Genomic DNA, 23,666 nt, shown 5'->3' with positions numbered 1-23,666 from the left:
CTGTGCGATTTATTTAAAACTTTGAATTAACAGGTACGTTTTGTCTTGTTTAGTTTTCAAAGATCATTACCGCTTGTTGAAGCAGCTTTATTATCTTACCACTCAGCTTCTTTTATGTCAACAACTTTTTTCAAGTTGTTTCCGAAGCTTTTTGTTGTTGTCTGCTGTTCATCAGCGACGTTTAATAATATACCATGCATTCGATGAATTTAGCAAGTGTTTTTTTCGTTTTTTTTAAAACGTATTTCGTTATATTCATCTCCGCCGCGGCATACGATGTAATCAAGCATGGACAAGATAAGGAGGCGTCATCAGTGAATCACTTCTACGTGTGGCACATCAGAAGGATAAAACAGCTGCTTATTATTATCATTGCCGCATTTGCAGCAGCCAGCTTTTTTTATATACAGAGAGCCGTCCCCCTTCCTGTATTTTTAACTGATAGCGGCCCGAAGGCTATTTCAAAAGGGGAGACGAAAGCGGGCGAAGTCGCATTAACATTCGATATCAGCTGGGGCGATGAAAAGGCGGTTCCGATTCTGAACGCGCTAAAAGCAAACGGTATTAAAAACGCTACTTTTTTTCTGTCAGCTTCTTGGGCGGAACGGCACCCGGACACAGTTGAACGTATGGTAAAAGACGGACATCAAATCGGCAGCATGGGATATGCGTATAAGAATTATACCAACCTAGAGGACAATGAAATAAAAAAAGATATCCTCCGGGCCCAGACCGCATTTAAAAAGCTGGGTGTGAAGAATGTTCATTTACTCCGCCCGCCGACCGGACAATTTAATAAAAAGGTTCTTACCATTGCACAGCAGTACCACTATTCAGTGGTTCATTACAGCGTTAACTCGCAGGATTGGACAAATCCCGGCCCTGATAAAATCATTGAAAATGTAAACAGTCATATAAAAGGCGGCGACATTGTCCTGCTGCACGCATCTGATTCAGCAACACAGACTGAAGAAGCGCTCCCCGCCATCATTCACAATTTAAAGCAAAAAGGACTGAAAAACGTGACCGTCGGCGACCTGATCGCAAATACTGACGTCAAGTCATCAGAAGTGAAATAATTACCTCTGGGCAAACTTCGGCAGCATTAACAGCTGAAACGCATTGCAGCCCATCAGCGGAATCAGCATCAAATAAAGCCAGTCCTCATTATTCACTCGTAGCGCAGGAACCCATTCAAGCGCTGTAATAACGACCATTAAAAATAATGATGAAACGAACGTATTTTTTGAGGACTGCTTTTGTTTTATATACGCCGTCAACAGGCCGACGGCAAGCAGAGCCAGCGGCAGCCAGACAAACCCTGCAATCGAGTCATCCCGCTCTCCGAAAAACAAAAATCTGACGTACATTAAATCAAAAGCGACAAACAGAATGATAAACAGCTGAAGCAGATTCCAAAGCGAGCTTGATCTGAGAATTTCAAGGGCAAACCGGTGCACCGTCAGAAAAACGAAGAATCCCATCTGGCTGATCACACTGAAAATCATGCCTACCCCGATAAACCAGATCAGAACGGAGAAAATCTGACCGGCCTCAAAATTCAGAAAGAACCCCTTGTACTCCCCCCACTTCAGAGCAAATCCCACGACGCTTGTAATAAGAGCGCCCACAGCTAAAATCGAAAAGAAAAATCGAACAAGCCCGCGGCTTTTCATCTCTTATTCATCCCCCTGACAATCGCGTTCAGCGATATTTTGTTATGTATAAATCCATTCCGATGAATCATATTAAAAATAAGTACAAGTAAGGAAGGAGCTTATGCATGTCAAAAGCCAAAACGCTATTGATAAGCTGTTTTGTTTTATTATCTGTAACAGCTTGTGCTCCAAAAGACCAAGCAGCGGATATGGATTATGACCAGACTAAAAAAATGGTTGTTGATATATTAAAGACCGATGATGGAAAAAAGGCAATTAAGGAAATATTAAATGATGATGCGATGAATGAGGCATTGGTGATTGATCAAAATGCCATTAAAGGCACAATAGAGAAAACCCTCACCTCTAAAAAAGGGGCGGAGTTCTGGAAAACCATCTTTGAAGACTCAAAATTCGCCGAGAGCTTTGCAAAAACTCTTCAGCCCGAGCATGAAAAAATCATAAAAAAACTGATGAAAGACCCTGATTATCAGAAAAGTTTTATGCAGATCATGCAGGACCCCGGCATGGATAAAAAATACTATGAGCTGGTGAAAAGCCAAAAGTTCCGCAGTTACTTAGAGGATGTAATTACAGAGACACTTTCCAGCCCGCTTTTCAAAAAGCAATTCGAGGATGAATTGAAAAAAGCAGCTTCAAGCTCTGAAAAAGAAAGCCAATAAAAGGCCGGGCCGTGTTGATCCCGGCCCCTTTTTTATTCAGCTGTTTTTTCAATGACTTTCTGGGCGATCCCCATATAAATTTCCCCGATCGGATGACTTCTGTCATAGACAGAAGGCGCAAACTGATCCTTGTCCCAATCAGGCTGTTTTAAAGGAATTCTGCCAAGCAGCGGCACTTGCAATTCCTCTGCAAGCTTATCTCCCCCGCCTTGACCGAACACATATTCTCTCTCGCCGGTTTTTGCACTTTCATAGTAAGCCATATTTTCAATGACCCCTACAACTTCATGATCGGTCTTAATCGCCATAGAACCCGCTCTCGCCGCTACAAATGCGGCTGTAGGGTGCGGCGTTGATACGATAATCTCTTTGCAGCTCGGAAGCATCGTGTGTACATCGAGCGCCACATCACCCGTGCCGGGCGGCAGATCAAGAACGATATAGTCAACCTCTCCCCAGTCAACCTCATGGAAGAAGTTATTCAGCATCTTGCCCAGCATCGGCCCTCTCCACACAACCGGAGCGTTTTCTTCGACGAAAAAGCCCATCGACATAACCTTTACTCCAAATCTTTCGACAGGAAGCAGTTTTTCTCCTTCTACTGTCGGGCGAACTGTAATACCCATCATGTCCGGCACGCTGAATCCGTATATATCCGCGTCGATCAAGCCGACTTTTTTTCCGAGCCGCGCAAGAGAAATGGCCAGGTTGACGGAAACCGTTGATTTGCCGACACCGCCTTTTCCGCTTGCCACCGCAAGAAAGACCGGCGGATGTTTCCTATTCAGCAGGGTTTCGCTTTCAGCAGCCGGCCGGCTGAATTTCGCCAATGTTTCTTCCGGCAGCTCTTCAAACCGCAGTCCCACAGTTTCCGCACCCGCTTCTTTCAGAACGGATACGATTTCCTGCTGAATACCCATCTGTTCAGCCGTCCCCGTTTTTGCCAATGCAATTTTCACACTGACATGCCGTTTTTCCGGCTTGATCTTTACTTCTTTAATGGCATCCAATTCTCCCAGCGGTCTATGAAGAAAAGGTTCGCGCATGTTTCCGACTATATTTCTTACTTCATCTTCTCTTATCATCGAACCCTCACCCTTTGTGTATTCGTTTACAAATGGTATTATACCATATATTAAACATAGAATCGGCGAAAAACCCTCCTTACTCGGGAGGGTCTCCTTTCTCTGTGAAGTATCTCAATACGCCCTTATACACGGAAGAAGCGATTTTGTCCTGATATTTGGGCTGGCCGAGCCTTTTCGCTTCCGCGGGATTGGACAGAAAACCGATTTCCACCAGCGCGCCCGGTTTGGTTACATTCTGCATTAAGTAAATGCCGTGTATCCGTTTCGCCTTTCTCGTTGTATTCTCCAAATTGATTCTCAATTCGTCCTGTATATATTTTGCCACTTTTTCATTTTCTTCGTATTTTCCATAGTAGAAGCTTTGGGCGCCGCTCCATCTCGGTGACGGTATGGCGTTCAGATGAATGCTGATATAAAGCTCCGCCTCTGAACGGTTGATGATTTCCACGCGCTTTCTCAGATCTTCCGCTTTGCGTCTGCTGTAGCCTTTTGTACCTTCAGGAGCTAAATCAGTATCCGTCTCCCGCGTCATAATGACCAAAGCTCCCTGCTCCTGCAAATAGTCTCTTACCCTGGAGGCCACTTCGAGAGTAATGTCCTTTTCAAGGTGACTGCCTCCCGTAGCGCCTCCGTCCGGCCCGCCGTGTCCCGGATCGAGATAGATGATTTTCCCGCTCAGCGGCAGACTCCACGGCCGCCAGGAATCATCATTATGGAATTGAAACCGGAATAAACACAATAATATGATAAAGCCAAGTAAAAAACCGAGCCATTTCAGCTTTTTTGTCATACCTTTCCCTCCCGCTTGTCCCCGTTATTAATAAGTATGGGACAAGGGAAGAAATTATGATTACCTCATGCGGAGCTTACATTGTTTTTCTCTTTGCAGAAATCCTTCCGTCCACCAGCTGTTGATAAACCGGCAGGACGCTTCATAGATTTCTTTTTGTTTAACGGAAGAATATTGCTCATGCGTCCAATTGCAAAGATATTCAAAAAAATCGACCGTCAGTTCTTCCTCTTCTTCTGCCGAACGGGCGTTTGCCCTCTGCAAAGACTCACCATAATAGCCAAAGACGCCGAACCGGCCGCCTAATAAATACGCTTCAATTGCAAAATCTATGCATCCTTCACTCAGAATGCCGTTTTCGTCTTGAAGAAAGGGAAACAAAGGGGTAAGACATGCTTTTACGGACTGAATGATCTGCGTCAGTGACAGCTCCTTTAGTAAACTCTTCTCAAGCTCAAAATCCTTCTGCCGTTTCACGTCTGAAAAAGATAATACTTCTGCCATTGCCAGCCACGCTCCTTTTTACTGTTATTTTGAAAGGAAAAGGGAAAAAGCATGCTTTGTTGATAGTGGAAATCCTCCCAAATGAAGGAGTTTTATGTTAACTGGAAGAATAAAGAGCTGAGGTGACGTTATGAAAAAGCTGTTTCAATACAATTGGACGGTGCGTGACGAGTGGTTTATGATATGTGAAAAGCTGAGCCGGGAGGAACTGGCGAAAACCCGGACGGGCGGAATGAAGAGCATCTTGCGGACTTTATTTCATATCATTGATGTCGAGATCAGCTGGGCTCGTGCCATTTTAGGTAAAGATGATGTTTTACCTGCTGAGTCTGACTATACGAGCATTCAGGATCTCAGAAAACTGTCTGAACAGTATCGGGAGGATGTCATTCATGCGGTCTCCCTCAAAGGACCGGATCTTGTTAAGCCGGGCTGGATGGACCAAACCTTTCCTAAAGAAGATATTCTCCGCCACATCCTTGCGCATGAGATTCACCATATGGGACAACTGTCGGTTTGGGCCAGAGAAATTGGAATAGAACCGGTTTCGGCTAATGTGATCAGCCGTCCGCAGGAAAAAGCCGCAAAAAAACAGCACCTCTGACGGGATGCCGTTTTTATATTTTAATGCTTCTTGTTACGGAGTATGTATTAATGTATTCATCCAGCACGAGGCCGCCTTTGTCCTCGTAAAAACCGGCAACCATAAAGCCTGCGTCAATCTGACCTTTAATTTGATCCTCCAGCGTATGGCCGAATTCAAGCGCTTCATGATTATCAATAAGTTCCTTTACCTTTTTCTTACTCAGATCTTTTTCATCCGAAAACGGAATGGAATACTTTACTTTTAGTACGCCTTCCTGCTCTAAATCCATATCAAATAAGAACACGACGGGATTTACAAAACCGGAGACTAAAGATCCGCCTTTTTTCAATACGCGATGAGCTTCTTTCCATACCGGAAGAACCGTATCAACAAAGCAATTCGATACCGGGTGCACGATAAAATCAAATGACTCATCATCAAAACAGCTCAGATCATTCATGCTGCCTTTGACAGTCCGAAGCGTAAGACCGTCCCGCCCGGCAACCATTCTGTCTTGCGCAAGCTGTTTTTCCGAATTGTCAAAGATGGTGACGTCCGCTCCTGCAGCAGCAAGGACCGGCCCTTGCTGTCCTCCTCCTGAAGCAAGACAAAGAACCTTCAGACCGTCTATGGGCGGAAACCAATCCGCCGGCACATCTTTTCCGGGGGTCATTCTGATGCTCCAATTGCCTTTTTTCGCTTCACCAATCGTATGAGAATCAACCGCAATCGTCCATTCATTGCCTGTTTCGACTTTTTTATCCCATGCCTTGCTGTTATGTATGACTAACTTATTCATTATAACTGCGCTCCTTATTGGTAATGAATAGAGTATAACAAACAATTCTAGAAAAACATCGGATAACCTCTTGAATATGAGAAAAAATACAAAAAAACCACAACCAAGAAGTTGTGGTTTTTGCCATCCAAAACGATTAACGTTTTGAGAACTGAGGTGCACGACGAGCGCCTTTAAGACCGTATTTTTTACGTTCTTTCATACGAGCATCACGAGTCAGAAGACCAGCACGTTTAAGTGTTGCACGGTATTCTGGATCTGCTTCAAGCAAAGCACGAGCGATACCATGACGGATTGCTCCAGCTTGACCAGATAAGCCGCCTCCATGTACGTTTACTAAAACATCATAAGTACCAGCTGTTTCAGTTAAAGTTAATGGTTGTTTGATATCTTCGATTAGAGCTGGAGATGGAATGTGCTCGCTGATTTCACGATTATTAACGACGATACGACCTTCACCTGGAACTAAGCGCACACGCGCTACAGAACTTTTACGACGGCCAGTACCGTAATATTGAACCTGTGCCAAATTGGTAACCTCCTTTTTAATTAACCGCGAAGTTCGTAAACTTCAGGTTTTTGTGCTTCATGTGGATGCTCAGAACCACGGTATACGTTCAATTTCTTGAACATTTGACGACCTAGAGAACCTTTTGGAAGCATGCCTTTGATAGCAAGCTCAAGCATTTTCTCAGGGTAGTTTGTACGCATTTCAAGAGCAGTTCTTGATTTTAATCCGCCTGGATGTTGAGTGTGACGGTAGTAGATTTTGTCAGTTAACTTTTTACCAGTTAACTCGATTTTTTCAGCGTTGATGATGATCACATGATCTCCAGTATCAACGTGCGGTGTGTAAGTCGGTTTGTGTTTTCCGCGAAGGATAGATGCAACTTCTGTAGAAAGACGTCCTAAAGTCTTGCCTGCTGCATCAACAACTAACCACTTGCGTTCAATAGTACTTGCGTTAGCCATAGGTGTTGTACGCATTGAATTTCCCTCCTAAATGATCTGTCATTTTCAATAATCTTCGATTACGTTCTATTTCACAACACAATAAGTTCCGGGGCTTATCGTGGGGTTGAAATACATACCATATGATATCTTATAACTTTATGCAGACTCTGTCAAGAAAATGTTACACCTGGTTTAGTTGTCATAGCAAACGCTCCATAAATACAGCCCGTGCCCCGGTGCGGTACGCCCCGCGGCTTCGCGATCCTTCGCTTCGAGCATTGCTTTTACATCATCGGGAGAAAATTTTCCAGCTCCGGTATCCAATAACGTTCCGGCAATGATTCTGACCATATTATAGAGAAAACCGTTTCCGGTGATCCGCATCTGCAGGCCGTCTCCGGTCTCAGTCCAATCCAGCTCGTAAATCGTTCTGACTTTATCCTGAACCGCGGTATCAGCCGCGCAAAAGCTTGTGAAATCATGTGTCCCGACGAGGTGCCTTGAAGCTTCCCTCATTTTCTGCACATTAAGCTGATATGCAAAATGGTAAGCGTAATGTCGTTTAAATACGTCCGGGTGTTTCTCCGTATATACAAAGTAGCGATATTCCTTTTGGACCGCGCTAAATCGTGCATGGAACCCATCATCCGCAATCTCTGCTGTTTTGACGGCAATATCATCAGGCAGCAGGGCATTAAGCGCAAACGGCCATTTCTCAGCCGGGATGGACAGCGGCGTATCAAAATGAATGACCTGCCCGGCAGCATGAACATCGCTGTCCGTGCGGCCGGATGAGTACACAGGCACTCTGCCGTCCGTTTTATGGATGACGGCCAGCGCTTTTTCCAATTCACTTTGAACGGTCCGTTTTCCAGGCTGAACCTGATATCCGTTAAATAAATGCCCGTCATAAGCAATGGTACATTTCACTCTCATTCAGCAGCACCTCTAACTTCTTAAGAAAAACAATAACACGGCTAATACGATGATGAGCAGAATAGCTCCGGTATCCTTTCCGGTCCAGACGAGCTTTCTGTATTTCGTTCTCCCCTCACCGCCCTGGTAGCCTCTCGCCTCCATGGCGACCGCGAGCTCTTCCGCGCGTTTAAAGGCGCTGACAAACAGCGGGACAAGCAGCGGAACAACCGCTTTGATTCTGTCTTTCACCGGGCCGCTTGTAAAGTCCGCACCCCTCGCCATTTGCGCCTTCATGATTTTATCTGTCTCTTCCATCAATGTCGGGATAAATCGCAATGATATCGACATCATCAATGCGAGTTCGTGTACGGGCAGCTTCACCTTTTTAAAAGGATTCAGGAGCTGCTCCATTCCATCCGTTATTTCAATCGGCGTTGTTGTCAGCGTCAGCAGCGTCGTCATAAAGATAAGGTAAACGAAACGGAGGGAGATAAAAATCCCCTGTATAAGTCCGCCCTCATACACTTTAAACCAGCCAAGCTGAAAAATGACAGATCCTTCATGCGTCATGAAAATGTGTAATAAAAAGGTAAACGCCACAATCCAGATAATCGGCTTAAGCCCCTTCAGCAAAAAGCTGAACGGCACGCGAGTCAAGGCGATCACCCCGAATGTAAACAAACCCAGCAAAGCGTACGTCTGTACGTTGTTTGCCAAAAAAACGATACATACAAAAAGAAAGATGCTGACAAGTTTTGTTCGCGGGTCCAATCGGTGAATAAGCGATGATCCGGGAACATACTTTCCGATAATCATGCTGTCCATCATTGGTCCTTTTCCTCCTGAAAGAAAGCCTTAATTTCACTGGCCGCATCCTGCAGGGTCAGCATGGGTTTTTCATACTTGACTCCGAGAGCCTTCTCAAGCCGTCTCTGAAACTTCACCGATTCAGGAAGATCCAGTCCCATTTCGGACATCTCTTCACCTTTTACAAACAAGTCACGCGGACTCCCCGTCGACTTAATGGTTCCTTTGTGCATGACGATCATTTCGTCGGCATAACGGGCGGCGTCCTCCATGCTGTGGGTGACGAGAACGGTAGTCAGGTTTCCCCGCTGATGAAGCGCATAGAACATGTCCATAATGTCCTGGCGCCCTCTCGGATCAAGACCGGCCGTCGGTTCATCCAAAACCAGCACTTCCGGCTCCATCGCGAGAACGCCGGCAATCGCCACTCTGCGCATCTGGCCGCCGCTGAGCTCAAATGGTGAACGATCCAAAATGTCTTCCGGAAGGCCCACAAGCCCCAGCATTTCTTTTGCTTTCCGTTCAGCGTCTTCTTTTTTTACACCGAAATTCATCGGTCCGAATGCGATGTCCTTCAGCACAGTCTCTTCAAACAGCTGATGTTCGGGGAATTGGAAAACGATTCCGACTTTTTTTCGCAAAGTCTTAAGGTCTTTATTCTTTTTACCGGCTGCCAGAATCGTGCTCCCGAGTTCAAGCTGTCCTTTAGTCGGTTTCAGCAAACCGTTTAAATGCTGCAGGAGCGTCGATTTGCCTGACCCTGTATGCCCGATGACAGCAACGTAGCTGCCCTCTTTTATCACGGCATTGATATCATACAGAGCCAGCCGTTCAAACGGTGTCTTCATTTGATAGCGGTGTTCTACATCTTTGATTTTAATGTCCACAGCTCATTCACCAGCCCTTCCTGAGTCAGATGGTTTTTCGTTAACGCCAGTCCGCTTTCTTTCAAAAGCAGGCTGAGCTGGAATGAGAAAGGCAAATCAAGACCGATGCGAACCAAGTCTTCGTTTAATTTAAAAATCTCTTCAGGCGTGCCCTCTGCATATTTCCTGCCGCCGTTCATCACAATGATCCTGTCCGCCCTTGCGGCTTCTTCCAGGTCATGTGTTATCGAAATGACGGTGGCCATGCCCTGATCTTTTAAGCGTCTGACAGTATCAAGGACTTCTTCTCTCCCAATCGGGTCAAGCATGGATGTCGCTTCATCCAAAATCATAATATCAGGACGCGCGGCAATAATTCCCGCGATCGCCACTCTTTGTTTTTGACCTCCGGAGAGATGGTGCGGCTCTTGATCAAGAAAATCCTGCATATTGACTTGTGTGACAGCCCAATCTACTCTCTCAATCATTTCTTCGCGCGGAACACCATTGTTTTCTAAACCAAAAGCCACATCATCGCGAACAGTCGTTCCGACAAATTGGTTATCGGGATTCTGAAAGACCATCCCTATTTTTTTTCTCACATCCCACACGGTATCCTCAGTCAGCTTGATGCCGCCTACTTCAATTTCTCCGGCCTCAGGCAAAATCAGCCCGTTCAGTGCTCTGGCCAAAGTCGACTTCCCTGAACCGTTGTGGCCTACGATAGCAAGCCATTCTCCTTCGTATACCTCCAGACTCACACCGTCCAGCGCCGGTCTTTCTGCATCTTTGCGGTAGCGGAATAGAATGTCTTTTACGGATATAAGCTGTTTTTGATCCACGGGCGCCTGACCTCCTCTCAGCTATAGCTCTGCTTTTCTGTCTCATGATAAAAAGTTCTGATATCTAAAAAAAGGGCATAGATCCAGTTAGAAACTGTCCCGCCCTTCTTTAGATACACAAAAATATGTGATTAAACCAATTCGATGATTGCCATTGGTGCACCGTCACCACGGCGAGGACCAAGCTTCATAATACGTGTGTATCCGCCTTGGCGCTCCTCGTAACGAGTTGCAATGTCAGAGAATAATTTTTGAAGTGCATCTTGGTTATTTTCTTCATTAGCAACCTCGTTGCGAATGTATGCAGCTGCTTGACGACGAGCATGCAAGTCACCGCGCTTACCAAGAGTGATCATCTTTTCAACAACAGAGCGAAGTTCTTTCGCACGTGTTTCAGTTGTTTCAATTCTTTCGTTGATGATCAAATCTGTTGTAAGATCACGAAGCATAGCTTTACGCTGTGAACTCGTACGTCCTAGTTTTCTGTATGACATGTGATGTCCCCTCCTTTAATGGAATGCTGTTTCTAAATAAAAAACACACGAAAATCCTAGTTCACATGGAAACTAGATCAATCGTCTTTGCGAAGGCCGAGTCCAAGTTCTTCTAGTTTCGCTTTCACTTCTTCAAGTGATTTGCGTCCCAGGTTGCGAACTTTCATCATATCTTCTTCCGTCTTGTTCGCAAGTTCTTGAACCGTGTTAATGCCCGCACGCTTCAGGCAGTTGTAAGAACGGACAGAAAGATCAAGTTCCTCAATCGTCATTTCAAGAACTTTTTCTTTTTGATCCTCTTCTTTTTCAACCATGATTTCAGCATGCTGAGCTTCGTCAGTTAAACCGACGAATATATTAAGGTGTTCAGTTAAAATCTTTGAACCGAGAGCAATTGCTTCCTTCGGTCCAGTGCTTCCGTCAGTCCAAACATCAAGTGTAAGTTTGTCATAGTTTGCAACCTGGCCTACACGAGTGTTTTCTACCTGATAAGATAAACGAGAAACTGGCGTAAAGATTGAATCGATCGGAATCACGCCGATTGGCTGATCGTCTCTTTTGTTCGAATCAGCAGGTGTATACCCACGTCCTCTTTGTGCAGTAAGGCGAACTCGGAAACTCGCATTCTCACCAAGAGTCGCGATATGAAGATCCGGATTAAGGATTTCAACATCGCTGTCGTGTGTAATATCAGCTGCTGTGACAGTTCCTTCGCCCTGTACATCAATTTCAAGCGTCTTCTCTTCATCAGAGTAGATTTTCAATGCAAGCTTTTTAATGTGCAAGATTATCGTTGTAACATCTTCCACAACGCCTTCGATTGTCGAGAATTCGTGCAGTACACCATCTATCTGGATCGATGTTACAGCGGCACCAGGGAGTGAGGATAAGAGGATACGACGTAAGGAGTTACCCAGAGTTGTACCATATCCACGCTCAAGCGGCTCTACGACAAACTTACCAAATTTGGCATCGTCGCTGATTTCAACCGTTTCGATTTTTGGTTTTTCAATCTCGATCATTACTTAAAACCCTCCTTCAAAACGTCGAAACCTCGAATAGAATCATATGAGATTCCATCCGAAATTCCCCATTGTTTAGTCCCGTATGTGCTCAGGCAACGAGTCGGTGCATTCGTTTCATAAATAACTGTATCATAACCCATTATTGACAGGGACACAAAATCTATACAAACAAATTACACGCGGCGACGTTTTGGTGGACGGCATCCATTATGAGGAACAGGAGTTACGTCTCTGATAGCTGTAACTTCAAGTCCGGCAGCTTGTAAAGCACGGATTGCAGCTTCACGGCCAGAACCTGGTCCTTTAACAGTTACTTCAAGAGTTTTAAGTCCGTGTTCGATTGAACCTTTAGCAGCTGTTTCAGCAGCCATTTGCGCAGCAAAAGGAGTCGATTTACGAGAACCTCTGAATCCTAGAGCTCCGGCACTTGACCAAGAAATAGCATTACCATGAGTATCAGTGATCGTAACGATCGTGTTGTTGAAAGTTGAACGAATATGAGCGATTCCTGACTCAATATTCTTTTTCACGCGACGTTTACGCGTGTTTTGTTTACGAGCAGCAGCCATTGTTTAGGTACCTCCCTTACTTATTTTTTCTTGTTAGCTACAGTACGACGCGGACCTTTACGAGTACGCGCATTGTTTTTAGAGTTTTGTCCGCGAACAGGCAAACCTCTGCGATGGCGGATTCCGCGGTAGCTTCCGATTTCGATCAGACGCTTGATGTTAAGAGAAACTTCACGGCGAAGGTCACCTTCTACTTTCAGTTTGTCAATAACATCACGGATTTTACCAAGTTCTTCTTCAGTAAGATCACGCACACGAGTATCTTCAGAAACACCAGCCTCTTTCAAGACTTGCTGAGCCGTTGTGCGGCCAATTCCGAAGACATATGTTAAAGAAATAACAACACGTTTGTCACGTGGGATATCTACACCAGCAATACGAGCCATTCTCTGGGCACCTCCTTATTAATTATCCTTGTTTTTGTTTATGCTTTGGATTTTCACAGATCACCATTACTTTTCCTTTTCTGCGAATAACTTTACATTTCTCGCAGATTGGTTTAACTGATGGTCTCACTTTCATGTGTTTCCAACCTCCTTCAGTTTCCGGAGTGCTTTATTTGTAACGGTACGTAATCCTGCCACGAGTTAAGTCATATGGAGATAATTCTACCGTAACTTTGTCTCCAGGTAAAATGCGAATGAAGTGCATGCGGATTTTACCAGATACGTGAGCCAAAACCGTATGGCCATTTTCGAGTTCAACTTTGAACATCGCGTTTGGCAGTGTTTCGACAATCGTACCTTCCACTTCAATTACATCGTCTTTCGCCATTCAAGTGTTCTCCCTTCTTCAAATCAGTAACTTGCTCTCTGACAAATTTCAAAAGAGAAAATCTCAGTTATCCGTTTGTCACACGCCCTGTTTCGTTTATACTGTTCTGAACTTCCGGAGATACGCAATCATAAAGGGTGAATGATTGATATTCTTTTTCTAAGGAGAATGAAATGTACGCTTTTCTCCGTCTGCTTTAGTACACGATGATGAATCTTCATTCCTATGACAGCAGCTAGCCGGTTTTTCTTCCGACCAATTGTAAACCTACAATCTGCCCAGGTGCGGAATGAAAAACATGTGTCATGGAATTCATTTCATCATCTAGACTTTTGTCAGTATATCAAAACCCGTTTCCGTAATCGCAATCGTATGTTCAAAATGAGCACACTTTTTCCCATCTACCGTTACAACCGTCCAGTTATCAGCCAATGTTTTCACATATCGGCTGCCAGCGTTAACCATCGGTTCTATAGCGAGAACCATACCAGGCTTCAGCCTAGGTCCTTTGTTTGGCGGACCGTAATGAGGAATTTGCGGATCCTCATGCAAGTCTTGACCAACACCATGTCCGACATACTCCCTAACAACTGAAAACTGCTCATTTTCGACATACGTTTGTATTGCGTGGGAAATATTCGACAAACGTTCACCTGGTTTTGCTTCCTTCAAGCCTTTATATAAAGACTCCTCTGTCACTTCCAGCAGTCGTTTATCATCATCACTGATGTTTCCTACCGGATATGTCCAAGCAGAGTCACCATGATAACCATTTAATTTAGCACCGATATCAATGCTGATAATGTCACCGTCACGCAAAACCCTTTTACCGGGAATTCCGTGAACGAGTTCTTCATTAACTGATACACAGATGCTCCCGCGAAACCCATTATACCCCTTAAAAGATGGGATTGCACCCTGCTTCTCAATAAAACGTTCGGCAATTTGATCCAATTCTTTTGTCGAGATTCCTGGTTTAATGTGCTTTTTCATCTCTTCATGAGTCAAAGCCACGATTCGCCCTGCTTCCCGCATGATGCTAAGCTCACGAGGGGTCTTACAGATAATCATTTGCTCAATCCTCCAAGAAGCTCTTTCACATCTTTGTACACGTCGTTAATGTCCTGCTGGCCATTGACGTTGACAAGATACCCTTTCTCAGAATAAAAATCGAGTAAAGGCTGAGTCTGCTTCATGTTGACCTCAAGCCGTTTTGAGACGGTTTCCTCATTATCATCTGCCCGTTGATAAAGGTCTCCTCCGTCTTTATCACAAACACCCGGCGTTTTCGGCGGATTGAAAACCAAATGATAGGTTGTGCCGCAAACACTGCAAATTCTGCGTCCAGTCAAACGTTCCATTAAAGAGTCTTTGTCTACTTTAATGTTAATGACATAATCAATCGGCTTGCCGTATTCCTCAAGAATGTTTTCAAGAGCTTCAGCCTGAGCGACTGTTCGCGGAAATCCGTCCAGAAGAAAACCTCTTTCACAATCATCTTTGCCGAGTCTTTCTTTGACAATGCCGATTGTGACTTCGTCCGGTACGAGCTCGCCTTTATCAATATAAGACTTTGCTTCGAGTCCGAGTGGTGTTTCTTCTTTCATAGCAGCACGGAACATATCTCCCGTTGAGATATGAGGTATCCCATAATCCTCAACAATTCGTTCTCCCTGTGTGCCTTTACCGGCTCCAGGAAGTCCCATTAAGACTAAGTTCATTCGGATTTCCCCCGTCCTCTCTTATTAAGAGGAATGGTTAAAACCAGTCCTCTAATTTTTCATAAATCCTCGGTAATTACGTTTCACTAACTGGCTCTCCAGCTGCTTCATTGTCTCCAAGGCTACCCCGACGACAATTAACAATGATGTTCCGCCAATCTGTGCACTTTGAGGCAATCCAGCGAATTGAATGAAAAAGATAGGAAGAATGGAAATCACGGCTAAGAATATAGAACCCACAAACGTAAGTCGATACAAAATGCTCGTAATTCTATCTTGAGTCATTTTCCCTGGACGAACCCCCGGGATATAGCCACCCTGTTTTTTAAGGTTATCAGCCATTTGTTCAGGGTTTACCTGCACAAAAGCATAGAAGTACGTAAAGGCGATAATTAATGCGACATAAACCGTCATGCCCACCGGATGTGTATTGTCAAAGTTGGCTTGAATCCACTTTGTCACATCGTTTTCTCCGAAAAATGACGCGATAGTACGCGGCGTAATAAGGAACGCAACCGCAAAGATTACCGGAATAACCCCTGCCGGATTCACTTTAAGCGGAAGGTGAGTTGACTGGCCTCCGCCAACAGGTGAACGACCTTGCCCTTTTGCATATTGAATCGCGATTTTGCGTACGGCCTGCTGAATGAAAATAACACCAACAATAACAGCCAAAATCGCAATCACCAGTAAAGCGATTTTTACAATATGAATAAACAGCTGATCGCTGCTGCCGACAAATTGAGTCTCATAAATCTGCCCAACAGTTTTCGGAATACTAGCCACAATCCCCGCGAAGATGATGATCGAAATTCCGTTACCTACTCCATTGGAAGTAATTTGTTCTCCCAGCCACATTAAAAAAGCAGTTCCTCCAGTGAGTACTAAAGCAATAATCAGATATGTCGATATGCCGGATTTTTCAATCAGCATACCGTTTGCCAGGTTGTTAAACCCGTAAGACATACCTAATGCCTGGATAAAACCAAGCACAATCGTAAAATATCTCGTGAACTGAGCTAATTTACGGCGGCCGACTTCACCTTGCTTAGACCACTCGGTAAACTTCGGCACAACATCCATCTGAAGCAGCTGAATGATGATCGAAGCAGTGATGTAAGGCGTAATTCCCATCGCAAAAATGGAAAACTGATAAAGCGCACCGCCGCCAAATGTGTTAAGGAGATCAAAAACCCCCATCGAACTTTGTGTCTGCAACGCCTGAGCATTTACATATGGCACAGGGATAAACGCACCTATGCGAAAGACGATAAGCATGAGTAATGTAAAAATGATTTTATTCCGAATATCACTCACACGCATAAAGTTGGAGATTGTCTTAAACAAGTTAGATCACCTCAGCTGTACCGCCAGCAGCTTCAACAGCTTCTTTCGCAGAAGCAGAGAATTTATTGGCTTTTACAGTTAATTTTTTCTCTAATTTACCGTTGCCAAGAATCTTTACTCCTGCATTAAGTTTGCTAATAACACCAGTCTCAAGAAGAAGTTCAGGAGTGACTTCCGTTCCTTCCGCAAAACCGTTCAATTTGTCTACGTTCACAATAGCGTATTCCTTACGGTTGATGTTTGTAAAACCGCGCTTAGGAAGACGTTGGAATAAAGGCATTTGTCCCCCCTCGAATCCAGGGCGTACACCGCCGCCAGAACGAGCGTTTTGACCTTTGTGACCTTTACCAGCTGTTTTACCGTTACCAGAACCAATACCACGACCTACGCGATTGCGTACTTTACGTGAACCTTCTGAAGGCTTTAATTCATGAAGTTTCATTAGGACACCTCCTTAGCCTATAATTTATTTTTATTGTTCTTTAACAGAAACTAGATGAGATACTTTATTAATCATACCGCGGATCGCAGCGTTATCTTCATGAACGACAGTTTGGTTTGTTTTCTTTAAACCAAGTGTTCTTACAGTAACGCGCTGATCTTCCGGGCGACCGATTACACTGCGTTTGAGGGTAATTTCTAATTTAGCCATTAATGTTCCCTCCTTATCCTAACAGTTCTTCTACAGATTTTCCACGAAGCTTCGCAACGTCTTCGGCACGTTTAAGCTCACTTAAACCTTGAAGTGTTGCACGGATCATGTTAATCGGTGTGTTAGAACCTAAAGACTTAGAAAGGATATCAGCAACGCCAGCAAGCTCAAGTACCGCACGTACAGGGCCTCCAGCGATAACTCCAGTACCTTCAGAAGCAGGTTTCAACAAGATATTGCCTGCACCGAAACGTCCGATGATTTCGTGTGGAATCGTAGTTCCAACCATTGGTACTTCAATCAAATTCTTTTTCGCATCTTCAACAGCTTTGCGGATTGCTTCAGGTACTTCTTGTGCTTTACCAGTACCGAAACCTACGTGACCGTTTTTGTCACCGACAACGACTAGAGCTGCGAAACGGAAACGACGACCACCTTTAACAACTTTCGCTACGCGGTTAACCGTAACTAAGCGTTCTTCTAACTCTAATTTGCTTGGGTCAATACGACGCATAATCATGTGTCCCTCCTTTTTTTATTAAAATTTCAGTCCGGCTTCACGAGCTGCATCGGCCAGAGCTTTTACACGTCCATGGTATAAGTATCCGCCGCGGTCAAATACTACGTCAGAAACACCTTTCTCAGAAGCGCGTTTCGCAACGAGTTCACCGACTTTAGCAGCAGCAGCGCTGTCACCAGTGCTTTCCACGTTCAAATCTTTATCGAGAGTAGAGGCACTAGCAAGTGTAACACCATTTACATCATCGATGATTTGAGCATAAATGTGTTTGTTTGAACGGAACACATTCAGACGAGGTCTTTCAGCTGTGCCTGAAAGTTTAGCACGAACACGGGCATGTCTTTTTTGACGAGCAGCATTTTTGCTAGTTTTCGTAATCATCCTTAGGTCACTCCTTTCTTCACTTTAAGCGGTCTTACTTAGCAGATTTACCTTCTTTACGGCGAACAACTTCACCTTCGTAGCGGATTCCTTTACCTTTGTAAGGCTCTGGAGAACGTACAGCGCGGATGTTAGCAGCGATAGCTCCTACACGCTCTTTGTCTGTACCTTTTACAACTACTTTAGTTTGAGAAGGAACTTCGATTTCGATGCCCTCTTCAGGAACGATCTCAACAGGGTGAGAGTATCCAACGTTTAAAACAAGTTTGTTTCCGGATTTAGCCGCACGATAACCGACACCGACTAATTCCAAACCTCTTTCAAATCCTTTAGATACGCCTTCAACCATGTTTCCAAGCAGACTGCGAGTCGTACCATGCAGCGCACGGTGCTCTTTGTGATCAGAAGGACGAGTAACTGTAAGCACGTTGTCCTCAATTTTGATTTCCATATCAGGATGGAAAGTACGAGTTAATTCTCCTTTTGGTCCTTTTACAGCTACAGTGTTGCCTTCGTTCAGCGTTACTGTAACTCCAGAAGGGATCTCAAGCAGTTTTTTACCTACACGAGACATACTAAAACACCTCCATTCTTGTTAAACTTCTTACCAAACGTATGCTAGAACTTCTCCACCAGCTTGTTTTGCACGGGCTTCTTTGTCCGTTAAAACACCTTGTGATGTAGAAATAATCGCGATTCCAAGACCGTTAAGTACGCGAGGTACTTCATTTGATTTAGCGTATACACGCAAACCTGGTTTGCTGATTCTTTTAAGACCAGTGATAACGCGCTCGTTGTTTTGTCCGTATTTCAAGAAAACGCGGATGATACCTTGTTTGCTGTCTTCTACGAACTCAACGTCACGAATGAAACCTTCACGCTTTAAAATGTCAGCAATTTCTCTTTTCAATTTAGAAGCAGGAATTTCAAGCTTCTCATGACGTACCATGTTTGCATTGCGAATACGAGTCAGCATATCTGCAATTGGATCTGTCATAACCATTATATAATTACCTCCTTCCCATTCTTGGGGATTACCAGCTGGCTTTTTTCACGCCAGGAATTTGTCCTTTATATGCAAGCTCACGGAAACAAATACGGCAAAGTTTAAATTTACGAATGACTGAGTGCGGACGTCCGCAGCGTTCACAGCGAGTGTACTCTTGCACTTTAAACTTTGGTGTACGTTGTTGTTTCGCAATCATTGACTTTTTAGCCACGATTTCGCCTCCCTTTCATTGATTATTTCTGGAACGGCATACCTACTTGAGTTAATAGCTCACGAGCCTCTTCGTCAGAGTTAGCAGTCGTTACGATAACGATGTCCATTCCGCGAACCTTTGTTACTTTATCGTAGTCAATTTCAGGGAAGATTAACTGTTCTTTGATACCAAGAGTGTAGTTTCCGCGACCGTCGAAAGATTTCTTAGAAATCCCGCGGAAGTCACGTACACGCGGTAAAGATACAGAAATAAGTTTATCAAGGAAATCATACATGCGCTCTCCGCGAAGAGTTACTTTCGCACCGATAGGCATTCCCTCACGAAGACGGAATCCAGCAATTGATTTCTTCGCACGAGTAACGACAGGTTTTTGACCTGCGATAAACGTTAATTCTTCAACAGCACTGTCGATTGCTTTTGCGTTTTGAACAGCATCACCGACACCCATGTTGATTACGATTTTTTCGATTTTTGGCACCTGCATAACAGAGTCGTAGTTGAACTTCGTCATTAAAGCAGGTGAAATTTCTTTATTGTACTTTTCTTTAAGGCGGTTCATGAGATAGACCTCCCTTCCTTTAAATACTATTTATCTAAGACTTGCCCAGATTTTTTTGCAACACGAACTTTTTTGCCATCTTCCACTTTGTATCCTACGCGAGTCACTTCACCTGTTTTAGGATCGAGCGGCATAACGTTTGATACATGAATTGGCGCCTCTTGATTAGAAATACCGCCTTGAGGGTTTGCTTGAGTTGGTTTAGAGTGCTTCTTCACCATGTTTACGCCCTCAACTAGAACGCGGTCCTTTTTAGGGAAAGCAGCAAGGATCGTACCTTGTTTGCCTTTATCTTTACCAGAGATAACCATTACTTTATCGCCTTTTTTCACATGCATCCTGATCGCACCTCCTTGAGTAAGGCATTTATTTCATTAGATAACTTCTGGAGCCAGAGAAACAATTTTCATGAAGTTGTTTTCACGTAATTCACGGGCAACCGGTCCGAAGATACGAGTTCCACGCGGGCTCTTGTCGTCACGGATGATAACACATGCATTCTCATCGAAGCTGATGTATGATCCGTCAGATCTGCGTGCACCGCTTTTTGTGCGAACGATAACAGCTCTTACGACTTCACCTTTTTTGACAACGCCTCCTGGTGTTGCTTGTTTAACCGTGCAAACAATTACATCACCAATGTTAGCCGTTTTACGTCCAGAACCGCCAAGAACTTTAATAGTAAGTACCTCACGCGCACCGGAGTTGTCAGCAACTTTTAAACGAGTCTCTTGTTGAATCATTATTTGTTACCTCCCTTCGGAAAAAGAATTCCGAACTTTATTAGATAATAACAGCTTCTTCGACAACTTCTACTAGACGAAAACGCTTAGTTGCAGATAATGGACGAGTTTCCATGATCTTTACGATGTCTCCGATTTTAGCTTGGTTATTTTCATCATGTGCTTTGAATTTCTTTGAGTATTTTACGCGTTTACCGTAAATAGGATCCTTTTTGTATGTTTCAACAACAACAGTGATGGTTTTATCCATTTTGTCAGAAACAACACGGCCTTGGTAAACTTTGCGTTGGTTACGTTCGCTCATGCTCACGACCTCCCCTCAGTGATTATTTGTTGGCAGCAATTTCTCTTTCACGAATCACAGTTTTCATGCGCGCGATAGCTTTGCGCACTTCACGAATGCGAGCAGTATTTTCAAGTTGTCCTGTCGCTAATTGAAAGCGAAGATTGAAAAGTTCTTCTTTAAGAGACTTTACTTTTTGTTCAATTTCAGCAGTGGTAAGGTCACGAATTTCATTAGCTTTCATTTGATTCACCACCAATTTCTTCACGTTTTACGAACTTCGTTTTAATTGGCAATTTGTGAGATGCAAGACGAAGAGCTTCACGAGCTACCTCTTCAGACACACCAGAAATTTCAAATAAAACTTTGCCCGGTTTTACAACAGCTACCCAGCCTTCAGGAGCCCCTTTACCGGAACCCATCCGTACCTCAAGCGGTTTAGCAGTGTAAGGTTTTGAAGGGAAAATTTTAATCCAAACTTTACCGCCACGTTTCATGTAACGAGTCATCGCAATACGTGCAGCTTCGATTTGGCGGTTTGTGATCCAAGAAGCTTCAAGAGCCTGGATACCGTACTCACCAAAATGTACTTCAGTACCGCCTTTAGCGCGACCGCGCATTTTTCCGCGATGCTCTCTGCGATATTTAACGCGTTTTGGTAATAACATATTATTTTCCTCCTTCCTCAGTTTTCTTCTTAGTAGGAAGAACCTCTCCACGATAGATCCAGACTTTTACACCAAGCTTACCGTAAGTTGTGTCAGCTTCAGATGTTGCATAGTCGATGTCAGCACGTAAAGTGTGCAATGGAACAGTTCCTTCACTGTAGTATTCAGAACGAGCAATGTCAGCTCCGCCAAGACGGCCGGAAACCATCGTTTTCACACCTTGTGCTCCAGCACGCATAGTGCGTTGGATTTGTTGTTTCTGCGCACGGCGGAAAGAAATACGGTTTTCTAGTTGACGAGCGATGTTGTCAGCTACAAGCTGAGCATCAAGATCTGCTCTTTTGATTTCAAGAATGTTAATGTGTACACGCTTGCCAGTAAGGCTGTTAAGGGCTTTACGAAGTGCTTCAACTTCAGATCCGCCTTTACCGATTACCATACCAGGCTTAGCAGTGTGGATCGTAATGTTAACGCGGTTTGCTGCGCGCTCGATTTCTACTTTAGAAACAGAAGCGTCAGAAAGGCGTTTGCTAATGAATTCACGAATTTTTAAATCTTCGTGCAGGAAGTCAGCGTAATCTTTACCAGCGTACCACTTAGATTCCCAATCACGAATGACTCCGATACGAAGACCGACTGGATTTACCTTTTGACCCACTACTTATCCCTCCTTCTTTTCTGATACAACGATTGTAATGTGGCTCGTACGTTTGTTGATTTGGCTCGCACGTCCCATAGCACGCGGGCGGAATCTTTTTAACGTTGGGCCTTCGTCAACAAATGCCTGAGAAATAACCAGATTGTTAGCGTCCATCTCGTAGTTGTGCTCAGCATTTGCGATAGCAGATTTTAAAACTTTTTCGATGATCGGAGAAGCAGCTCTCGGAGTTAAGTTCAGGATAGATACTGCTTCGCCTACTTGCTTACCTCGAATCAGGTCCATTACTAGACGTGCTTTACGAGGAGCAATACGGACTGTTCTTGCAACAGCTTTAGCTTGCATTTAAAAGCCTCCTCTCTTAGCGTCTTGTTTTTTTATCGTCACTGGCGTGGCCTTTGTAAGTACGAGTCGGTGCGAATTCGCCCAACTTGTGGCCTACCATGTCTTCAGAAATGAATACAGGCACGTGTTTACGTCCGTCATATACTGCGATAGTGTGACCGATAAATTGTGGGAAAATAGTTGAACGGCGAGACCAAGTTTTTACAACTTGTTTCTTGTCCGTTTCATTTAATTTCTCGATTTTTGTCATCAAGTGTCCATCGACAAATGGTCCTTTTTTCAAGCTGCGAGCCATTTTGGAACCTCCCTTCGTGATTGCACTACGGTCCGAAATGAACCGTAGACAACCCCGTTATTTATTTTTACGACGACGTACGATAAATTTATCAGATTTGTTCTTTTTCTTACGTGTCTTGAATCCAAGAGTCGGTTTGCCCCAAGGAGACATTGGTGATTTACGTCCGATTGGCGCGCGACCTTCACCACCACCGTGCGGGTGATCGTTAGGGTTCATTACAGAACCGCGGACTGTAGGGCGGATGCCTTTCCAGCGAGAGCGTCCTGCTTTACCAACGTTGATAAGTTCGTGCTGCTCGTTACCTACTTGACCGATAGAAGCGCGGCAAGCAGAAAGGATCATGCGAACTTCACCAGAGTTAAGACGTACAAGAACGTATTTGCCTTCTTTACCAAGAACCTGAGCAGATGTACCAGCTGAACGTACAAGCTGTCCGCCTTTACCAGGTTTTAATTCAATGTTATGCACAACTGTACCAACAGGGATGTTGATAAGCGGAAGTGCGTTACCTACTTTGATGTCAGCTTCAGGGCCGGACATGATTTCAGTACCTACTTGAATTCCTTTTGGTGCAAGAATGTAACGTTTTTCTCCGTCTACATAGTTGATTAGTGCAATGTTAGCTGAACGGTTTGGATCGTACTCAACTGTAGCAACGCGTCCAGGTATACCATCTTTATCGCGTTTGAAGTCGATAACACGGTATTGGCGTTTGTGTCCGCCACCTTGGTGACGTACAGTCAATTTACCTTGGTTGTTACGTCCGCCTTTTTTGTGAAGGGGCGCAAGCAAGGATTTTTCCGGCTGGTCAGTCGTGATTTCAGCAAAATCTGAAGTTGTCATGCCACGACGTCCGTTAGAGGTCGGTTTATACTTTTTAATCGCCATTTTGAATTTCCCTCCTTCTTTTT

General features: G+C 44.3%; 40 protein-coding genes and 1 pseudogene. 3 read left to right on the top strand and 38 right to left on the bottom strand.

All coding sequences use genetic code 11. The features are described from left to right. Positions 1-314 precede the first annotated feature (314 nt). Positions 315-1,079 carry a polysaccharide deacetylase family sporulation protein PdaB gene (gene pdaB, locus G9F50_RS18625; protein WP_011996204.1) on the top strand — a complete coding sequence of 255 codons (765 nt, stop codon included), beginning with the start codon at positions 315-317 and terminating at the stop codon, positions 1,077-1,079. Here the strand turns inward: pdaB and kbaA are convergent, their stop codons facing one another. Then, on the bottom strand, positions 1,080-1,676 hold the full coding sequence (gene kbaA / locus G9F50_RS18620; protein WP_007410420.1) for a KinB-signaling pathway activation protein: 597 nt from the start codon (positions 1,674-1,676) through the stop codon (positions 1,080-1,082). 107 nt (positions 1,677-1,783) lie between these two features. Between kbaA and gerD the strand changes: the two genes are divergently transcribed. After that, a complete protein-coding gene (gerD, locus tag G9F50_RS18615) occupies positions 1,784-2,341 on the top strand; it encodes a spore germination lipoprotein GerD (protein WP_007410419.1) in 558 nt (185 codons plus the stop codon). 32 nt (positions 2,342-2,373) lie between these two features. On the opposite strand, the gene G9F50_RS18610 is transcribed toward gerD, so the two are convergent. From G9F50_RS18610 to G9F50_RS18600, 3 genes are all read right to left on the bottom strand, one after another. Continuing rightward, positions 2,374-3,426: an Mrp/NBP35 family ATP-binding protein gene (locus tag G9F50_RS18610; protein ID WP_007410418.1), complete on the bottom strand. Its 1,053-nt coding sequence runs from the start codon at positions 3,424-3,426 to the stop codon at positions 2,374-2,376. A gap of 79 nt (positions 3,427-3,505) precedes the next feature. Then, positions 3,506-4,219, bottom strand: coding sequence for an N-acetylmuramoyl-L-alanine amidase CwlD (cwlD, locus tag G9F50_RS18605; RefSeq protein ID WP_007410417.1), 714 nt, complete (start codon positions 4,217-4,219; stop codon positions 3,506-3,508). 60 nt (positions 4,220-4,279) lie between these two features. Then, positions 4,280-4,723, bottom strand: a complete 444-nt coding sequence (locus tag G9F50_RS18600; protein WP_011996201.1) for a DUF2521 family protein — start codon at positions 4,721-4,723, stop codon at positions 4,280-4,282. Positions 4,724-4,853: 130 nt separating this feature from the next. Here G9F50_RS18600 and G9F50_RS18595 point away from each other — a divergent pair, with 130 nt between their 5' ends. After that, positions 4,854-5,327: a DinB family protein gene (locus G9F50_RS18595; RefSeq protein ID WP_060562037.1), complete on the top strand. Its 474-nt coding sequence runs from the start codon at positions 4,854-4,856 to the stop codon at positions 5,325-5,327. A 13-nt stretch (positions 5,328-5,340) separates the two neighbouring features. Here G9F50_RS18595 and G9F50_RS18590 read toward each other — a convergent pair whose 3' ends face one another. The 34 genes and pseudogenes from G9F50_RS18590 to rplB all read right to left on the bottom strand — a co-directional run bounded on the left by G9F50_RS18590 (position 5,341) and on the right by rplB (position 23,643). Beyond that, positions 5,341-6,108: a class I SAM-dependent methyltransferase gene (locus tag G9F50_RS18590; RefSeq protein ID WP_060562036.1), complete on the bottom strand. Its 768-nt coding sequence runs from the start codon at positions 6,106-6,108 to the stop codon at positions 5,341-5,343. A 136-nt stretch (positions 6,109-6,244) separates the two neighbouring features. Then, entirely contained in the window at positions 6,245-6,637 is a 393-nt protein-coding gene (rpsI, locus tag G9F50_RS18585) for a 30S ribosomal protein S9 (RefSeq protein ID WP_003225846.1), read from the bottom strand. A gap of 20 nt (positions 6,638-6,657) precedes the next feature. Further along, positions 6,658-7,095 (bottom strand): 50S ribosomal protein L13, encoded by a 438-nt coding sequence (gene rplM, locus G9F50_RS18580; RefSeq protein WP_003225844.1) that lies wholly within the window; start codon positions 7,093-7,095, stop codon positions 6,658-6,660. A 159-nt stretch (positions 7,096-7,254) separates the two neighbouring features. Then, positions 7,255-7,998, bottom strand: coding sequence for a tRNA pseudouridine(38-40) synthase TruA (truA, locus tag G9F50_RS18575; protein WP_007410413.1), 744 nt, complete (start codon positions 7,996-7,998; stop codon positions 7,255-7,257). 12 nt (positions 7,999-8,010) lie between these two features. Then, positions 8,011-8,808 carry an energy-coupling factor transporter transmembrane component T family protein gene (locus G9F50_RS18570; protein WP_014304219.1) on the bottom strand — a complete coding sequence of 266 codons (798 nt, stop codon included), beginning with the start codon at positions 8,806-8,808 and terminating at the stop codon, positions 8,011-8,013. After that, positions 8,805-9,674: an energy-coupling factor ABC transporter ATP-binding protein gene (locus tag G9F50_RS18565; RefSeq protein ID WP_060562035.1), complete on the bottom strand. Its 870-nt coding sequence runs from the start codon at positions 9,672-9,674 to the stop codon at positions 8,805-8,807. The genes G9F50_RS18570 and G9F50_RS18565 overlap by 4 nt, the downstream gene beginning before the upstream one ends. After that, a complete protein-coding gene (locus G9F50_RS18560) occupies positions 9,650-10,495 on the bottom strand; it encodes an energy-coupling factor ABC transporter ATP-binding protein (RefSeq protein WP_007615256.1) in 846 nt (281 codons plus the stop codon). The genes G9F50_RS18565 and G9F50_RS18560 overlap by 25 nt, the downstream gene beginning before the upstream one ends. A gap of 131 nt (positions 10,496-10,626) precedes the next feature. Beyond that, positions 10,627-10,989: a 50S ribosomal protein L17 gene (rplQ, locus tag G9F50_RS18555; protein ID WP_003156550.1), complete on the bottom strand. Its 363-nt coding sequence runs from the start codon at positions 10,987-10,989 to the stop codon at positions 10,627-10,629. A gap of 77 nt (positions 10,990-11,066) precedes the next feature. Continuing rightward, entirely contained in the window at positions 11,067-12,011 is a 945-nt protein-coding gene (locus tag G9F50_RS18550; RefSeq protein ID WP_003156549.1) for a DNA-directed RNA polymerase subunit alpha, read from the bottom strand. A 176-nt stretch (positions 12,012-12,187) separates the two neighbouring features. Then, positions 12,188-12,583 carry a 30S ribosomal protein S11 gene (gene rpsK / locus G9F50_RS18545; RefSeq protein WP_003156547.1) on the bottom strand — a complete coding sequence of 132 codons (396 nt, stop codon included), beginning with the start codon at positions 12,581-12,583 and terminating at the stop codon, positions 12,188-12,190. 20 nt (positions 12,584-12,603) lie between these two features. Beyond that, on the bottom strand, positions 12,604-12,969 hold the full coding sequence (rpsM, locus tag G9F50_RS18540) for a 30S ribosomal protein S13 (protein ID WP_003156545.1): 366 nt from the start codon (positions 12,967-12,969) through the stop codon (positions 12,604-12,606). A 22-nt stretch (positions 12,970-12,991) separates the two neighbouring features. Beyond that, positions 12,992-13,105 carry a 50S ribosomal protein L36 gene (gene rpmJ, locus G9F50_RS18535; protein WP_003156543.1) on the bottom strand — a complete coding sequence of 38 codons (114 nt, stop codon included), beginning with the start codon at positions 13,103-13,105 and terminating at the stop codon, positions 12,992-12,994. Positions 13,106-13,138: 33 nt separating this feature from the next. Further along, the gene (gene infA / locus G9F50_RS18530) at positions 13,139-13,357 is read right to left on the bottom strand and encodes a translation initiation factor IF-1 (protein WP_003156508.1); all 219 of its coding nucleotides are present in this window, start codon (positions 13,355-13,357) and stop codon (positions 13,139-13,141) included. Further along, positions 13,335-13,617 (bottom strand): annotated as a pseudogene (locus G9F50_RS20675) (KOW domain-containing RNA-binding protein). The gene infA and the pseudogene G9F50_RS20675 overlap by 23 nt, the downstream one beginning before the upstream one ends. 64 nt (positions 13,618-13,681) lie before the next feature. Further along, positions 13,682-14,428 (bottom strand): type I methionyl aminopeptidase, encoded by a 747-nt coding sequence (gene map, locus G9F50_RS18520; protein WP_003156505.1) that lies wholly within the window; start codon positions 14,426-14,428, stop codon positions 13,682-13,684. Further along, positions 14,425-15,078, bottom strand: a complete 654-nt coding sequence (locus G9F50_RS18515; RefSeq protein WP_007410407.1) for an adenylate kinase — start codon at positions 15,076-15,078, stop codon at positions 14,425-14,427. Before G9F50_RS18515 ends, map begins: the two co-directional genes overlap by 4 nt. A gap of 51 nt (positions 15,079-15,129) precedes the next feature. Continuing rightward, positions 15,130-16,425, bottom strand: coding sequence for a preprotein translocase subunit SecY (gene secY, locus G9F50_RS18510; protein WP_003156501.1), 1,296 nt, complete (start codon positions 16,423-16,425; stop codon positions 15,130-15,132). Position 16,426: 1 nt separating this feature from the next. After that, positions 16,427-16,867 (bottom strand): 50S ribosomal protein L15, encoded by a 441-nt coding sequence (rplO, locus tag G9F50_RS18505; RefSeq protein ID WP_003156499.1) that lies wholly within the window; start codon positions 16,865-16,867, stop codon positions 16,427-16,429. 30 nt (positions 16,868-16,897) lie between these two features. Beyond that, on the bottom strand, positions 16,898-17,077 hold the full coding sequence (gene rpmD / locus G9F50_RS18500; RefSeq protein ID WP_003156497.1) for a 50S ribosomal protein L30: 180 nt from the start codon (positions 17,075-17,077) through the stop codon (positions 16,898-16,900). 13 nt (positions 17,078-17,090) lie between these two features. Then, the gene (rpsE, locus tag G9F50_RS18495) at positions 17,091-17,591 is read right to left on the bottom strand and encodes a 30S ribosomal protein S5 (protein WP_003328273.1); all 501 of its coding nucleotides are present in this window, start codon (positions 17,589-17,591) and stop codon (positions 17,091-17,093) included. Between the two features lie 24 nt (positions 17,592-17,615). Beyond that, positions 17,616-17,978, bottom strand: a complete 363-nt coding sequence (gene rplR / locus G9F50_RS18490) for a 50S ribosomal protein L18 (RefSeq protein ID WP_003156492.1) — start codon at positions 17,976-17,978, stop codon at positions 17,616-17,618. Positions 17,979-18,012: 34 nt separating this feature from the next. After that, positions 18,013-18,552 carry a 50S ribosomal protein L6 gene (gene rplF, locus G9F50_RS18485; RefSeq protein WP_003156490.1) on the bottom strand — a complete coding sequence of 180 codons (540 nt, stop codon included), beginning with the start codon at positions 18,550-18,552 and terminating at the stop codon, positions 18,013-18,015. A 30-nt stretch (positions 18,553-18,582) separates the two neighbouring features. After that, on the bottom strand, positions 18,583-18,981 hold the full coding sequence (gene rpsH / locus G9F50_RS18480; RefSeq protein ID WP_003156489.1) for a 30S ribosomal protein S8: 399 nt from the start codon (positions 18,979-18,981) through the stop codon (positions 18,583-18,585). A gap of 31 nt (positions 18,982-19,012) precedes the next feature. Then, positions 19,013-19,198: a 30S ribosomal protein S14 gene (gene rpsN, locus G9F50_RS18475; RefSeq protein ID WP_003156488.1), complete on the bottom strand. Its 186-nt coding sequence runs from the start codon at positions 19,196-19,198 to the stop codon at positions 19,013-19,015. Positions 19,199-19,220: 22 nt separating this feature from the next. Then, a complete protein-coding gene (gene rplE / locus G9F50_RS18470; RefSeq protein WP_003156487.1) occupies positions 19,221-19,760 on the bottom strand; it encodes a 50S ribosomal protein L5 in 540 nt (179 codons plus the stop codon). Positions 19,761-19,786: 26 nt separating this feature from the next. Next, positions 19,787-20,098, bottom strand: coding sequence for a 50S ribosomal protein L24 (rplX, locus tag G9F50_RS18465; RefSeq protein WP_003156486.1), 312 nt, complete (start codon positions 20,096-20,098; stop codon positions 19,787-19,789). 36 nt (positions 20,099-20,134) lie between these two features. Beyond that, positions 20,135-20,503 (bottom strand): 50S ribosomal protein L14, encoded by a 369-nt coding sequence (gene rplN, locus G9F50_RS18460; protein ID WP_003156485.1) that lies wholly within the window; start codon positions 20,501-20,503, stop codon positions 20,135-20,137. Positions 20,504-20,543: 40 nt separating this feature from the next. Beyond that, positions 20,544-20,807: a 30S ribosomal protein S17 gene (gene rpsQ / locus G9F50_RS18455; protein ID WP_003156484.1), complete on the bottom strand. Its 264-nt coding sequence runs from the start codon at positions 20,805-20,807 to the stop codon at positions 20,544-20,546. Between the two features lie 22 nt (positions 20,808-20,829). Next, positions 20,830-21,030, bottom strand: coding sequence for a 50S ribosomal protein L29 (rpmC, locus tag G9F50_RS18450; protein WP_003156482.1), 201 nt, complete (start codon positions 21,028-21,030; stop codon positions 20,830-20,832). Beyond that, a complete protein-coding gene (gene rplP / locus G9F50_RS18445; protein ID WP_003156478.1) occupies positions 21,020-21,454 on the bottom strand; it encodes a 50S ribosomal protein L16 in 435 nt (144 codons plus the stop codon). The genes rpmC and rplP overlap by 11 nt, the downstream gene beginning before the upstream one ends. 1 nt (position 21,455) lies before the next feature. Next, positions 21,456-22,112, bottom strand: a complete 657-nt coding sequence (rpsC, locus tag G9F50_RS18440) for a 30S ribosomal protein S3 (protein WP_003156476.1) — start codon at positions 22,110-22,112, stop codon at positions 21,456-21,458. 3 nt (positions 22,113-22,115) lie between these two features. Continuing rightward, positions 22,116-22,457 carry a 50S ribosomal protein L22 gene (rplV, locus tag G9F50_RS18435; protein WP_003156475.1) on the bottom strand — a complete coding sequence of 114 codons (342 nt, stop codon included), beginning with the start codon at positions 22,455-22,457 and terminating at the stop codon, positions 22,116-22,118. Between the two features lie 16 nt (positions 22,458-22,473). Further along, a complete protein-coding gene (gene rpsS, locus G9F50_RS18430; protein ID WP_003156472.1) occupies positions 22,474-22,752 on the bottom strand; it encodes a 30S ribosomal protein S19 in 279 nt (92 codons plus the stop codon). A 57-nt stretch (positions 22,753-22,809) separates the two neighbouring features. Further along, positions 22,810-23,643, bottom strand: coding sequence for a 50S ribosomal protein L2 (gene rplB, locus G9F50_RS18425; RefSeq protein WP_003156470.1), 834 nt, complete (start codon positions 23,641-23,643; stop codon positions 22,810-22,812). Between the last annotated feature and the right edge of the window lie 23 nt (positions 23,644-23,666).

Origin of the sequence: Bacillus sp. EKM206B (genome assembly GCF_011066015.1) — a bacterium.
GTDB lineage: Bacteria > Bacillota > Bacilli > Bacillales > Bacillaceae > Bacillus > Bacillus velezensis.
This window is presented reverse-complemented; position numbering and strand designations above follow the sequence as displayed.